The organism is Kitasatospora sp. NPDC059408 (genome assembly GCF_042751525.1).
Classification (GTDB): domain Bacteria; phylum Actinomycetota; class Actinomycetes; order Streptomycetales; family Streptomycetaceae; genus Kitasatospora.
Genome location: NZ_JBHYWI010000003.1, coordinates 67,894 through 80,798, shown reverse-complemented (window position 1 = coordinate 80,798; position 12,905 = coordinate 67,894). Strand labels below are relative to the sequence as shown.

The following is a 12,905-nucleotide window of genomic DNA, read 5'->3' as shown; positions in this document are numbered from 1 at the left end:
TGGCTGACCGGCTGACCGGCTGACTGGCCGACTGGCGGGTTGACCGGCTGACGGACTGACACCCCACGACCTGGGAGGTGCCGCGATCTGCGGCACCTCCCAGGCTTTTCTCATCCCCGCCCCCGGGAACGATCTGTCATGTGCACGCTATTGTGGGCCGATCCAACAACTTTCAACGACCCAGGTGACACCTGATATTCCACCAGAGAAGGCCGGGGGGCCATGCCAGCTGACTTCGATCCCGGCCCGCACGCCGACGACGCCCGTGCGGGCCTGCTCTACCAGGGCGGAGACGTCGAGGAACTCCACGCCCTGGTCAGCGCCCACTTCTCGCCCCACCGCCTGCGCGTCGTCGACCACGACCGGCGCGCCGACGGCCAGTTCCGCCGGATCTGGGCCGGGCCCGTCTCGGTCTACGACCTCGGGTACGGCACCGCCGTGGAGATCGACCCAGGCGAACTGGCCAGGTTCTACAACGTCCACATCCCGCTCGCCGGCCACGGCACCGTCACCGTCGACGGCACCGAACTGCCCACGACGCTCAGCATCGCCGGGCCCGGCCAGCGGCTCGCCATGGCCTGGAACGGCGACAGCCTCAACCGCGTCGTCCTGATCACCCGCCAGGCCCTCGACGACGCCCTGGCCGTCCGGCTCGGCGACACACCGTCGGGCATCACCCGCTTCGACCCGGTGCTCGACACCGGCTCGGGCACCGTCGCCGCGTGGCTGAGCACCGTGCAGAGCTTCACCCGCTCCGCCGAGTCCGGCCTGCTCGACGCCTCACCGCTCGCGCGCGGGCACTTCGAACAGCTGCTGGTCCACGGCCTCCTGGACGCCCAGCCGCACCGGATCAGCCCCTGGTCGGGCCCGGACCGCGCGGCACCCGCCGGAGCCGTCGGCCGTGCCCTCGCCTACTGCAGCGACCACGCGCACGAACCGATCTCGGTCGCCGACATGGCCGTGGCCGCCCGGGTCAGCGTGCGCAGCCTGCGGGCCGGCTTCCGCAGCCGGCTCGGCACGACCCCGCTCGCCCACCTGCGGAACGTCCGGCTGGAGGCGGCCCACCGCGACCTGCTCGCGATGGCCCGTGGGGAGGCCACCGCGAGCACCGTGACCGAGGTCGCCCTGCGCTGGGGCTTCACACACCTGGGCCGCTTCGCCGAGACGTACCGCAAGACGTACGGACGGACGCCGTCGGCGGTCCTGCGCGAGAACCGGCCCCCGCGAGAACGCATCCATTAGACCGTCCGCGCCCGGCGGGGCACTATCCATCCACGGCAGCGGCGGAGCGGCCGCGGATGGATAGCCCGCCCGGACCCGGCCAGGTAAGCCTTGCCTCACGGGAAAGGCCGCAGTGCGCCGTCGGTCGTTCGTGCGCAACTCCTCGGCGCGGCACGGCCCGTCGGCCGGCACAACCCGTTGTCCGGCACAGCCCGTCGTCCAGCAAGGCCCGCTGTCCAGAAAGGGATGTCCCATGCCGATGAGTCGTAAGGTCCCCGGCGCTCTCGCCGTCCTCGTCCTCACCGCCGGCCTCGTCGCCACCGCCCCGAGCGCCGGCGCGGCGCCCGGCATGCGGGAGGCCTCCGCCAGGCCGGCCGTCACCGCCGACTGCAGTGTGCACGGCGACGGCAGGCTGTGGTGCGGCAACAACGCCGGCGCCCGGGCCTTCGCCGACCGCTCCTACCGCTCCGCGACCCGCGGCACCCTGGTGGGCGGCTACAACTGGTTCGACTGCTGGGGCCACGGCGACACCCACCCCGGCGGCAACGACATCTGGTACTGGACCCAGACCGACCAGGGCCCGTGGGGCAACGTCCCCGCCGTCGACGTCTTCACCTCCTCCGACCCGGCACCGGGCCTGCGCCAGTGCTGACCCGCTGACGGATGCCCGCCCGGCCCGTGCCGCCCCTCCCGTCGCGGAGGGGCGGCACGGGCTCTCACTACTGCCCCGGCGCTACGCCCGTTCCGGGGCGGCCAGTTCCGAGACGAGGGCCGAGCGGGGCTGCGGGATCTCGCCGTAGTCCTCGTCGTCGGAGGTGACGGTGAGGCGGTTGATCGCCGCCTCCAGGGCGGTCGGCAGCTTCGGGTGGAGTCCCTCGTGGCAGCGGGCGAGGATGTCGTGGCGCACGTCGTCCGGGAACAGCGGCTCGGTGGCCCGGAGAGGACGGTGCTTACGGGGCGGGGCGGCCGCGAGGCGCTCCGCCTGGTCCCGCCAGTAGGCGGCGTCCCGGGGCTCCCCCAGCCGCAGGTGGTGCAGGTGCAGCAGGTACGCGGCGGTGGAGCTGCCCGAGCCGGCGGCGAACTGCCACCAGAACTGGGCCGGGTCGTCCCGGCCGGTGACGGCCAGCAGGCACCCGAAGACCAGCGCGCCCTCGGGGTGGATGCGGTGACTGTTCACCAGCAGGTCCAGCGAGCGGCCGGCCTGCGGCGCGCCGAGCACCAGCGCGGTGGCCAGGTCCAGCTCGTGGGCGGCCTGTTCGTGCTCGGACGGGAACGGCGCGGGCGCGGCCGTCACGCGGTCCGACAGGGACGGCGAGGCGGCCAGCGCGCACGGGACGACCGTGACGTGCCGGGCCCCTTCGTGCCTGCCCCCGTCCACCCAGCCCAGTAGTCGTCCGTACGCCGCCCCCGTCATCGTTCCTCCCCTTGACACGCTTCCAGTACCACGAGCCGCCCCGACGCGAAGTCCGGCCGCCCCACCGCCCGCGCGATGCGGCGGTGGGCCTGGCGGCGGTGCGCGCGCAGCGTCGCGGGCGGGATGCCGAGGTACGCGGCGGCCTCCTCGTCCGCCAGGCCGAGGCAGTAGGCGAGGACGACGGCGTCCCGCTGGCGCTCCGGCAGGGCCAGGACCGCTCCGAGCAGTGCGAGCTGTTCGGCGAGGGTCTCCGGGCGCAGGCCGGCCCGGTGGCAGAAGCGGCCGATCGCGGCGTCCATCGCGGCCGTCTGGACGGCGGCCGGTTCGCCCTGCGCGGCGAGCCAGGCGGCGAGGTGCTCCTTGAGCAGGCGCCAGGCGTAGGCGGCCGGGACCTCCTGGCGCAGCGCGAGCGCCCAGTTGCGGTGCAGGTGCTCCCGGGTGCGGCGGACCACGAGGGCGGCCGCGTCGCCCTGCGGGCCGACCTGGGTGCGGGCGAACGCGATCCAGGCGGGCTCGTGGGTGCCGCAGAAGGCGTCGAAGGTGAGTCTCAAGCGGGCGCCCCGGTTGATGGTCATGCCGTGGACCTTCCCGTGTGGTCGAAGGGGAACGTGCGCGCCCCCGTGACACATGCAAGCGCATCGGGGGGCTCGTCGTGCAATGGCGGCGCGCGGATCCGGCGGAGCGGACGGAAAAGTAGGACTACGGACGGAACTGACGGTTCCTCACCTATTCTTGGGCCCCGGGCGTCGTGGCGAAGGGGGAGCCGTGGGGACGGGCAGTGACGGTGCCGAGGTGGATCTGCAGCTGTACCGGGCGCATTCGGCCCGGATGTACGACTACTTCCTCGGCGGTACCACCAACTTCGCACCCGACCGCGAGGCGGCCGGGCGGGCGATGGCCGTCTTCCCGTGGGCCCGCACCGCCGCCCGCGCCAACCGGGCGTTCATGCACCGCTCGACCCGGCTGCTCGCGGACCGCGGCATCGAGCAGTTCCTCGACGTCGGCACCGGCATCCCGACCTCGCCCAACCTGCACGAAGTAGCCCAACGAGTGAATCCGCGGGCACGCGTCGTCTACGCCGACAACGACCCGATCGTGTACGCGCACGCGCAGGCGCTGCTGCACTCGACCCCGCAGGGCCGCACCGCCTACGTCCAGGCGGACGTCCGCGAACCGGAGGCCATACTGCGCTCGGCCGAACTGCGCGACACCCTCGACCTCGGCCGCCCGGTGGCGCTCAGCCTGGTCGCGCTGCTGCACTTCGTGCCGGGCGAGGACGACGCCCACGCGATCGTCGACCGGCTCAAGCGGGCCATGCCCGCCGGCAGCGCGCTCGTGCTCAGCCACGGCACTCCGGACTTCGCCCCCGCCGAGACCGAGCGCGCCGCGCAGGTCTACCAGGCCGCCGGGACCGCGGTACGGATGCGCACCCGGGAGGAGATCGCCGGCTTCTTCGACGGCTGGCAGCTGCTCGACCCGGGCCTCGTCGCCAGCCACCGCTGGCGCCCGGACGACGGGGACGACCGGGACGGCGAGGACGGCGCCGGCCCGGGCGGGGCGACGGACGCGCAGGTCTCCGCCTACGCGGCCGTCGCCGTCAAGCCCTGAGCCCGGGCCGGTGATCAGCCCGTCTTCCCGACGGCCTGGGTCAGCCACGCGAACACCGACGGCACCATCGGCTCCCACGTGGACGTCAGGTGCGGCCCGTTGACCTCGACCGGGGTGACGACGGTCGGCGCCTTCGCGGCCTTCTGCAGCGCGACCGCGTCCTCGTAGCCGTCGCCCTTCTTGCCCGTCACGTACAGCGCGACGTCCGGCGGGGTCTGCGCGTGCTGCAGCATGTAGAGCGGGTTGGAGACCTCCCGCAGGTGCGCGTCCTTGGCGGTCAGCGAGTCGTTCTCGCCCATCGGGTCGTTGTAGCCGGACATGCTCACGGCCGCGTGGAAGCGGTTCGAGTGCGCGATGCCGAGCCGAGCCGCGCAGTGCGCGCCCGCCGAGTAGCCGGCCACGGCCCAGTTCTCCGGGCCGGGCTCGGCGCGGAAGTTGTCGAGGACCATCTGCGGCACGTCACGCGCCAGCCAGGTCTCGGCGTTGACCTTGCCGGGCACGTCGGCGCAGCCGGTGTCTACGTGCGCGGGGAGCAGCACGACGCGCGGCGAGACGAGGATGAACGGCGCGACCTGACCGGACTTCATCAGTGGCGCCAGCTGCTTGGAGACGTTCATGCTGCCGAACCAGGCGCTGGACGAGCCGGGGAAGCCGGCGAGCAGTTCGACGACCGGGAACTTCTTGTCCTTGTAGGCCGGGTCGTCGTACTGCGGCGGCGTCCAGACCAGGACCTCGCCGTCCACGCCGGAGACGCGGCCCTTCAGGTCGGTCGTCTTCACGTCCTTCGGCACGGCCTTGTCGTCCACCGGCCCGAACTGCTGGATCACCCGGGGCTGTCCGGGCGCGTTCGCGGCCGCCGTCGCGTCCCCCGCGGGCGGCACGGGCACGGCCCGGACGTGGTTGCCGGTGCCGAGCAGGTCGTCCCAGCCGCCGTAGAGGTGGTTGTCGTTGTTCACCATCACGAACACCAGGGTCACGGCGGTGACCTGGGCGAACACCACCATCCCGAACCGCGCCCCGAACCGGAGCGGCTGCGGCCCGCGCACCCGGTTCCAGAAGTACATCAGGAGGCCTATGGAGAGCGGGACGAGGACGAGCGAGAGGACGAAGAAGGGCGTGCCTGTCAGTTTCACACCCTTGTTGACGGTGAGAACGCGCGTCCGGTTGCCTCTCGTGGATCAAGCCTTGGAAGACCTTCGGCAGCGAGGGGCGGACCGGCCGCCATCCGGCCGTCTCAGCCGGGGAATCCGGGCACCACCAGGCCCGATTCGTACGCGATCACCACCGCGTGGGTCCGGTTCTGCGCACCGAGCTTGGTCAGCACGTTCCCGACGTGCGTCTTCACCGTCTCCAGGCCCACCCCGAACGACGCCGCGATCTCCGGGTTGGACAGACCCGTGGCCATGAGGCGCAGCACCTCCTCCTCCCGGTCCGTCAGAGCCGCCCGGGGCAGAGCCTCGGCGGAGTTCAGCGGGCGGGCGGTGACCATCTGCCGCAGGGCCGCCGGGAAGACGATCGCCTCGCCGGCCGCGACCACCCGCACCGCCTCCGCGATCTTGGGCACCGGGAACCGCTTGAGCACGAAGCCGCAGGCCCCGGCACTGAGCGCCGCGGTGACGTACCCGTCGTTCTCGAAGGTGGTGATCACCACGACCTTCGGCGGCGACTCCGGACCGGCCAGCAGGCGCCGAGTCGCCTCGATGCCGTTGAGGCGCGGCATCCGCACGTCCATCAGGACCACGTCCGGCCGCAGCCGCTGCGCCTCCTCGACCGCTTCGACACCGTCGGCGGCCTCCCCGACGACCACGATCCCCGGCTGGGCCGAGAGGAGCACGCGCAGACCGCTGCGGGTCACCGCGTCGTCGTCCGCGATCAGGACGGCGACGGGGGCGACGGCAGGGGCGGAGGCTTTCACATCGGCGCTGGTCAGGGTGGGCGTGCCGGTGTCCGAAGCGATCATGACGACGAGCGTACCGGCAGCCGGACGGCAAGCCTCCACTGCTGCGGCCCGGCCGGCCCGGACTCCATCTCGCCGCGCAGCAGCCGCACGCGCTCCGCGAGTCCGGGCAGGCCGTGCCCGGAGGTCGGGAAGGCCCGCCGGCCCGCCCCGCCCCCGGGCCCGGGACCGACCCGGTTGACCACCCCGAGCTCCAGTACGTCCGGCGCCGCCGCCATGCGGACCCGGACCGGACCGCCGGCCCCGTGCCGCAGCGCGTTGGTCAGACCCTCCTGCAGGATCCGGTACGCCGCCCGGGACAGCGTCCCGTTCACCTGCGCCCACTCGCCGGAGAGCTCCGGCTCCACCACCGCGCCCGCGTGCCGCAGCCGTTCGAGCAGCTCGGGCAGGTCGGCCAAGGTCCGTGTCGGCGCGGTCGGCGCGGCCTCCTCGCGCAGCGCGCCCAGCACGTAGTCCAGGTCCTCCAGCGCCGACCGGGCCGACTCCTCGATGCTGCGCAGCGCGGCCCGCGCCGCCACCGGGTCGGTGGCGAGCACCTCGCCCGCCACCGCCGCCTGGATCGTCGCCGCCGTCAGGGTGTGCCCGATCGAGTCGTGCAGCTCGTGGGCGAGCCGGTTGCGCTCGGCCAGCCGCCGTTCCCGCTCGGCCGCCAGCACGAGCCGTTCCGCCGGTGACGGCCCGAGCAGCCTCGGCGCGAGCCACCGCAGCGCCTGCGTCACCGTCACGCAGCCCACCGCCGCCAGCAGCAGGCACACGAGCGCCGCCACCCCGCGCGACCAGGCGCCGTCCGCCCGCACCGTCCGGCCGAAGCGGCTCAGCCCCGCGTCGGCGCCGAGCGGGAGGGTGAGGGCGGCGAGGAGCAGGAGACCGCTCACCATCGTCCCCATCCATCCGAGGGCCACGTGCAGCAGCAGCCAGAGCGGAGTCCGGAGGCGATCGGCGGGGGCGGGCACGGGAGGATTCGTCCCCGTGCCGGGTGGGGCCGCGCGCCGACGCATGACCACCGGATCCGGCAACGGCGCCTTCAGCGCCCACCGGGCGCACGCGACCAGTACCCGCCGCGTCGTGCGTGCCAGCCCGACCGTGCCCACGAGCGCGGCCCAGGCCACCAGGGTCACGACGACCTGCGCCCCGTAGGGAGCGGACCGCCACGCCAGCGCCGGGAGCATCGCGAGGGGCAGCAGCGGAAGGCTCACCACCGCACCGCAGAGGGCGAACAGCGCACCCGAGTACGTGGAGCCGCGCAGGAGCGGCCGGATTCCCTTGATCATGATCCGACCAGTATCGCGGTCGTGATCCACCGGGGCCTCCCCCGATCGGGGGAGCGCCCTTTCCCGCTTTCCCGTGATGTGCTCCGGGAGGTCCGCGGACCAGGATCGCCCCATCCACCTGATGGGAGAACCCCTGTTGAACGCGCACGACACCCGAGCCGCCGGGACGCCCCTGCACCACACCCCGCCCGCCAGGAACGGCCTGGCCGTGGCGGCCGTGGTGCTGGGCACGGCGGGACTGCTCACCTCGGTCGCCTTCATCGGCGGCCCGCTCGGCGTGATCGGCCTGGTCCTGGGCATCGCAGCGCTGCCGAAGGCCCGGCGGACCGGCACCGGCCGGGGCGCGGCCGTCACGGCCGTGGTGACGTCGTCCCTCGCGATCGTGGTGTCCGGCCTCGTCGCCGTCTTCTTCGTCTGGTACGCCAACCGGACGCAGGCGTGCTACCAGCCCGACAGCTTCCACCAGTACACGGAGTGCGTGCGCCAACACCTGTCCGGGAACTGACCGGCCGCCGACCAGGTGCCGTGGCCCCCGGGGCCGTGTCCCCGGGGGCGGGTGAGTCGTTGTCCGTCCGGCCGGTCGCCGTCCCCGAGGGAGCACTCCCATGCCCAAGCCCCGCACCACCGCCGCCGCCGCGACCCTCGCGCTGCTCGCCCTCGTCGCGCCGGCCACTGCGGCGCAGGCCCGGACGACGACCGCGAACTGGCTGAACGTCGCGGTCTTCGCCGGCTCGGACGACAAGCAGCTGATCGGCCGCGACAGCACCACCCTGCACTGCGCCGACGACGGCTCGGCGACCGGCCACCCCCACGCCGCGCAGGCCTGCCGGGACCTCGCGGCGGCGGACGGCGACATCGACCGGATCGCCCACCGGAACGGCCTGTGCCCGATGGTCTACAGCGCCGTCACCGCGAAGGCGTACGGCACGTGGAACGGGCGGCACGTGGAGTACGGCAAGACCTTCGGCAACGACTGCGTGATGAAGGCCCAGACGGGCGCGGTCTTCGACCTCGCGGCCCCCGCCGCCGAGTGGGTCCCGTAAAACCGCTGGTGGAACGGGCCGAACGGCGGCATGCTCGGGCCCGTGATGGAAGTACCACTGCACCAGATCCGCGCTCGCCACACGCCGGAGACGATCACCGTCCACCAGGCGTACCCGCCGGAGATCGGCCTGCTCGCCGCCCGTGACGGCCGCTTCCCCGCAGCGTGGAAGCGGGACCGGATGACGTGGATCAAGCCGTCGTTCCTGTGGATGATGTACCGCTGCGGATGGGGCACCAAGGCCGGCCAGGAGACCGTCCTCGCCGTCGAGATCACGCGCGAGGGCTTCGAATGGGCCCTGCGGAACGCGTGCCTCTCGCACTACGCGCCGGGGCTGCACCCCGACCGGGCCACCTGGCAGCGCACGTTGAAGACCGCACCCGCCCGCGTCCAGTGGGATCCGGAGCGGGACCTCCACCTCCGGGCGCTCCCCCACCGGGCCTTGCAGCTCGGGCTCTCCGGCGAGGCCGCGCACCGGTACGCGGACGAGTGGATCGTGGGCATCACCGACGTGACGGCCCTCGCCCACGAGGTCCACGGCCTCGTCCGCGCCGGCGACCTGACGGCCGCCCACGCACTGCTCCCCGAGGAGCCCCCGTACCCGGTGGACGACGGCCTCCTCGCCCACCTGCGCGGCTGATCAGCCGATCCGCGGCGCGAGGTACTCCAGCGCGTAGCCGTCGCCGGCCGGGGCCACCCGGGCGATTCCGGGTGAGTCGAGGTGGGCGCCGGCCACGAACCGCCGTGGCTGGGCGAGTTGCTCCAGGAGATCCGCCCGCGCGGCGCGGGCCCGGGGCTGGTCGCCGTCGTACTCCCAGGCCACGTTCGGCCGGTCGAACTGCAGCGTGGGCACGTGCACGGTGTCGCCCCAGACGAGGAGGCGGCCGGTACCGCTCGTGATGTCGTAGACCGTGTGACCGGGCGTGTGACCCGGCGCCGGGACCGCGGTCGTCCAGTCGTTGATCGCGGCCTTCTCCGACACGGGGACGACCCGGTCGCGGAGCGGCTCCAGCCGTCCCGTGAACACCGGGGCGTCGCCCGCGCCGATCCACACGCGTTCGAGCTTGGCGAACGCCTCCGAACCGTCCGGCGCGATCAGGCCGCTCACGTGGTCCACGTGCCGATGGGTGATGGCCACGTCGGTGATCTGCGCGCGGTCGATCCCCGCTTCGTCGAGCGCGTCGTGGAGCAGCCCCATGGTGGGGTCGTGCCAGGCGTCGGACGCGCCGGTGTCGACGAGGACCGACCGCGTTCCGTCGGTGACGAAGAAGGCGTTGACCGACAGCCGCAGATTGCCGCCGACCAGCGGGACGGCGCCCGGCAGCACGTCGAACGCGCAGCCGTGCTCGTCGCGGAGCAGCGTCGGCGACATGTCGATGTACCCGTCCCGCAGCGAGACCACCCGCAGGTCGCCGAACTCGAACGCGGCATGGTGGCGGCCGCTCGACGTCAAACGCATGGAATCTCCGTCGGGTTGGGGTGCATCACGCATCTTGGGTGGAAGATCTCCATCCTCGGCCACCCGGGCGGCTCTGTCCAAGGCCGAGGCGGTCCGGCCCGGGACCGGAACCGGGCCGCCCGGACCGGGCCCGCGTCGCTCAGCCCGTGACCTCCACCGTGACGTCGTAGGTGCGCTGGTCCGGCCCGCACGCGAGGGCCTCGCCGCAGACCGTGCGGGTGGCGGTGAGGTGGACGGTGCCGGCCGCGTGGGCGGTGAACGCCGTCGTCACGGTGCCGCAGCCGGCGCCGGGGCGGCAGGACGGGGACGGGGCGGTCGTCGGGGTGCCGCTCGGGGCGGCGATGTCGGCGGCCGAGCTGGCGGGGGCGGACCAGTACGTGCTGTGGAGCTGGACGGTGACGGTCGAGCCGACCGGGACCTTGACCGTGGTGCGGTCGGCGTGTTCGTCCACCGTGACCGCCGCGGGGCTCGGGGTGGGAGAGGCCGGTGCGCCCGCCCCGGTGGACGCTCCGGTGGAGGCCCCGGTGGAGGCGCAGCCGGTCAGGGCGAGGAGGGCGGCGGCCAGGGCCAGGGTGGCGGGTCGTCTCAGGTTCACGGTGGGGTTCCCTCGTGCTGGTGGGGGCTGCTGTGGTGCCGGTTGGACGCGGCCGGGGCGCGATCGGATCCCTCCTGAGCAGGAAAGAAGCGGTAAAGCCGCAGGAAAAAGCGCCGCACCGGGGCGGGCCGTGTGGCCCACCCCGGTGCGGTCGGTCGAGCTGAGGATCAGACGGGCGTCAGGAGACGGTCACGTCGTCGTAGTAGGTGTAGGTCGGGTCACCCGCGTAGTTGTCGTCGTGGTTCGACAGGGTGAGGGTGTAGCTGTGGCCCGGGGTCACGGTCGCCGTCTTGTTGGCCCACGCCGCGGTGGCGGAGCAGGTCTTGGCGAGGACCGTCGTGGTGGTGCCGGTGGTGTTGTCCTTCAGGGTGGCGGTGGCCCAGTCGTAGGTCACGGTGTCCGGGCAGGTGTTGCTGTACCAGAAGGAGACCTTGCTGGAGCCGGCCGGGGCGGTGAACGTCTGGGCGAGGCTGGAGTCACCGGTCGGGTTGGTCGAGCCGACCATCGCGCCGTAGCTGCCCGAGTGGGCGGCGGCGGCCGGGGCGGAGGTGGAGCCCGCCGCGGTCCAGCCGGAGGTGTTGCCGGCCTCGAAGCCGCCGTTGGTGATGGCGCTGCCGCCGCCACCGGTGCCGTTCTCGGTCCAGCTGAAGGAGGTGCTGCCCGCGGCGCCGGTGGTGTCGGTCGCGGTGACCGTGACGCTGGAGGTGCCGGCGGCGGTCGGGGTGCCGGAGATCAGGCCGGTCGAGGAGTTGATCGACAGGCCGGCCGGCAGGCCGGTGGCCGCGTAGGTCAGGGTCTGGCCGGAGGCCGAGTCACTGGCGCTGATCTGCAGGCTGCCCGCGGTGCCGACGGTGCCGGTCTGGCCGCCCGGGTTGGTGACGGTGACCGTGTTGCCGTGGGTCAGGATGGCGTGCGAGATCGCGCAGGAGTTGGTGTCGTTGGACCAGCTGGCCTGCTCGGCGAAGGAGCCGAAGGAGCCGAACGAGACGTTCGCGGCGCCGCCGGTGGTGCCGGGCTTGAGCCAGGCGCACTCGTCGGAGTTCTCCTGGCCGTTGTAGCTGCTGCCGGTGACGTGGTTGGTCCAGCCGCCGGCCGGGTTCTGGTCGGACATCATCTCGTGCCACTCGTGGCCGAGCGTCATCGTCCAGCCGTCGAGCGTGCCGGGCGAGTTGACGAAGCCGACGCCGCAGTTGGTGCCCGCGTCGATGTTGTACGGCTGGTTGGAGAACGCGATGTCGCCGTAGGGCGAGGAGGCCGCGCCGCCGTTCAGCGTCGTGTCGCCGTTCCAGTCGTGCCAGGCGCAGTACCCGGTGGTCGGGTTCTGGTAGTCGTCCGGGTTGGTGCCGTGCGGCGACAGGATGATGTAGTACGCGTCGCGGTTGGCCGCGCCCGTCGTGTTGCCGAAGTGCCCGGCGGCCTTGACGGCCTCCTGGGCCAGCTGGTTGCCGGTCGACTGCTGCGGCGAGGCGCCCGCGTTGTCGTACCAGACGCCGGACAGGACGCCGCCGCTCTGGTACGGCACGAAGTTGGCGTTCGACGGGCAGCTGGTGGCGCCGGTGGCGACGTTGGGGCCGTCGCACCACTGGGTCAGGTCGGCCGACCAGGTCTCGCCGTTGGTGCCGATGCCCTTGAACATCTGCTGGGTGGCACCGGCGGCGCCGGCCGAGTCGCCGGAGAAGGCCGCGTTGCCGTTGGAGTCGGTGCTCTGGGTGCCCCACTGGTTCCCGTAGAAGACCAGGTAGACCTTCGAGTGGCCGCTCTGGACGCCGATGCCGTCGACGCCGCCGCCGTAGGACAGGGTCTGCTGGCCGGTGGCGGCCGCCTGCTGCTGCGCGGCGACGAACTTCTTGTAGTTCTCGTGCTGCTTCATGCCCGGCACCGCGCCGTGGCGGTACTCGTGGCCGCCGTTCTGCGGGCTCCAGGGGTTGAACTCGTTGCCGGTGTCGGCCTTCGCCCCGGAGATGTCCTGCGCGGTGGCGGTGCCGGCCGCGCCGGCCAGACCGGCGGCGGCGAGCGCCAGGGACGCTATGCCGGTGAGGGCCGCGTACTTGGCGCGACGAATTGTGCGGGAGTGACCCATGGGGTGAGGGTGCCTCTCTCGTTCCGATCGCCCGGCACGGCCGAGGGCCGCGGGCGATCCCTTGTGGGGAAGGGACCGACGGCGAATTCGCCCATGCCAATTCATCGGGTTCGCTACACCCTCGGAATTTGACTGCGCGTCGGTTCCGCCGTCTGCTGGGCATGAAGGAAAGCAGAGCTGATGAACGCGGGTCAACGGGCAAGGGTAAGGAACGATTAAGAGCGGTGTTCGCGCAGGTGAAGAGCCATGTCACGGCGC

14 protein-coding genes are annotated in these 12,905 nt (G+C 72.9%); 6 read left to right on the top strand and 8 right to left on the bottom strand.

From position 1 onward, the window contains the following. Positions 1–222 precede the first annotated feature (222 nt). The gene (locus ACFXDE_RS03980) at positions 223–1,242 is read left to right on the top strand and encodes an AraC family transcriptional regulator (RefSeq protein ID WP_380490616.1); all 1,020 of its coding nucleotides are present in this window, start codon (positions 223–225) and stop codon (positions 1,240–1,242) included. A gap of 232 nt (positions 1,243–1,474) precedes the next feature. Then, the gene (locus tag ACFXDE_RS03975; RefSeq protein ID WP_380435384.1) at positions 1,475–1,873 is read left to right on the top strand and encodes a hypothetical protein; all 399 of its coding nucleotides are present in this window, start codon (positions 1,475–1,477) and stop codon (positions 1,871–1,873) included. A gap of 81 nt (positions 1,874–1,954) precedes the next feature. Here the strand turns inward: ACFXDE_RS03975 and ACFXDE_RS03970 are convergent, their stop codons facing one another. Together ACFXDE_RS03970 and ACFXDE_RS03965 are read right to left on the bottom strand one after the other, a co-directional pair. Continuing rightward, complete coding sequence (locus tag ACFXDE_RS03970) at positions 1,955–2,635, bottom strand: hypothetical protein (protein ID WP_380490614.1); 681 nt, start codon at positions 2,633–2,635, stop codon at positions 1,955–1,957. Then, positions 2,632–3,210 carry a sigma factor-like helix-turn-helix DNA-binding protein gene (locus ACFXDE_RS03965; RefSeq protein ID WP_380435382.1) on the bottom strand — a complete coding sequence of 193 codons (579 nt, stop codon included), beginning with the start codon at positions 3,208–3,210 and terminating at the stop codon, positions 2,632–2,634. The genes ACFXDE_RS03970 and ACFXDE_RS03965 overlap by 4 nt, the downstream gene beginning before the upstream one ends. 217 nt (positions 3,211–3,427) lie before the next feature. Here ACFXDE_RS03965 and ACFXDE_RS03960 point away from each other — a divergent pair, with 217 nt between their 5' ends. Continuing rightward, positions 3,428–4,243: an SAM-dependent methyltransferase gene (locus tag ACFXDE_RS03960; RefSeq protein WP_380490611.1), complete on the top strand. Its 816-nt coding sequence runs from the start codon at positions 3,428–3,430 to the stop codon at positions 4,241–4,243. A 14-nt stretch (positions 4,244–4,257) separates the two neighbouring features. Here ACFXDE_RS03960 and ACFXDE_RS03955 read toward each other — a convergent pair whose 3' ends face one another. The 3 genes from ACFXDE_RS03955 to ACFXDE_RS03945 form a co-directional block, all read right to left on the bottom strand. Next, on the bottom strand, positions 4,258–5,376 hold the full coding sequence (locus ACFXDE_RS03955; RefSeq protein ID WP_380435380.1) for an alpha/beta hydrolase: 1,119 nt from the start codon (positions 5,374–5,376) through the stop codon (positions 4,258–4,260). Positions 5,377–5,477: 101 nt separating this feature from the next. Beyond that, entirely contained in the window at positions 5,478–6,203 is a 726-nt protein-coding gene (locus ACFXDE_RS03950; protein ID WP_380490609.1) for a response regulator, read from the bottom strand. Further along, positions 6,200–7,471 (bottom strand): sensor histidine kinase, encoded by a 1,272-nt coding sequence (locus ACFXDE_RS03945; protein ID WP_380490607.1) that lies wholly within the window; start codon positions 7,469–7,471, stop codon positions 6,200–6,202. Before ACFXDE_RS03945 ends, ACFXDE_RS03950 begins: the two co-directional genes overlap by 4 nt. 121 nt (positions 7,472–7,592) lie before the next feature. On the opposite strand from ACFXDE_RS03945, the gene ACFXDE_RS03940 reads away from it, so the two are divergent. The 3 genes from ACFXDE_RS03940 to ACFXDE_RS03930 all read left to right on the top strand — a co-directional run bounded on the left by ACFXDE_RS03940 (position 7,593) and on the right by ACFXDE_RS03930 (position 9,153). Next, on the top strand, positions 7,593–7,976 hold the full coding sequence (locus ACFXDE_RS03940) for a DUF4190 domain-containing protein (protein WP_380490604.1): 384 nt from the start codon (positions 7,593–7,595) through the stop codon (positions 7,974–7,976). A 100-nt stretch (positions 7,977–8,076) separates the two neighbouring features. Next, positions 8,077–8,514, top strand: coding sequence for an SSI family serine proteinase inhibitor (locus ACFXDE_RS03935; RefSeq protein WP_380490602.1), 438 nt, complete (start codon positions 8,077–8,079; stop codon positions 8,512–8,514). 45 nt (positions 8,515–8,559) lie between these two features. Beyond that, a complete protein-coding gene (locus tag ACFXDE_RS03930; protein WP_380490862.1) occupies positions 8,560–9,153 on the top strand; it encodes a DUF4291 domain-containing protein in 594 nt (197 codons plus the stop codon). On the opposite strand, the gene ACFXDE_RS03925 is transcribed toward ACFXDE_RS03930, so the two are convergent. From ACFXDE_RS03925 to ACFXDE_RS03915, 3 genes are all read right to left on the bottom strand, one after another. Further along, positions 9,154–9,972 carry an MBL fold metallo-hydrolase gene (locus tag ACFXDE_RS03925; protein WP_380490600.1) on the bottom strand — a complete coding sequence of 273 codons (819 nt, stop codon included), beginning with the start codon at positions 9,970–9,972 and terminating at the stop codon, positions 9,154–9,156. 139 nt (positions 9,973–10,111) lie between these two features. After that, positions 10,112–10,567, bottom strand: coding sequence for a hypothetical protein (locus tag ACFXDE_RS03920; RefSeq protein WP_380490598.1), 456 nt, complete (start codon positions 10,565–10,567; stop codon positions 10,112–10,114). Positions 10,568–10,745: 178 nt separating this feature from the next. After that, on the bottom strand, positions 10,746–12,647 hold the full coding sequence (locus tag ACFXDE_RS03915; RefSeq protein ID WP_380490596.1) for a putative Ig domain-containing protein: 1,902 nt from the start codon (positions 12,645–12,647) through the stop codon (positions 10,746–10,748). Between the last annotated feature and the right edge of the window lie 258 nt (positions 12,648–12,905).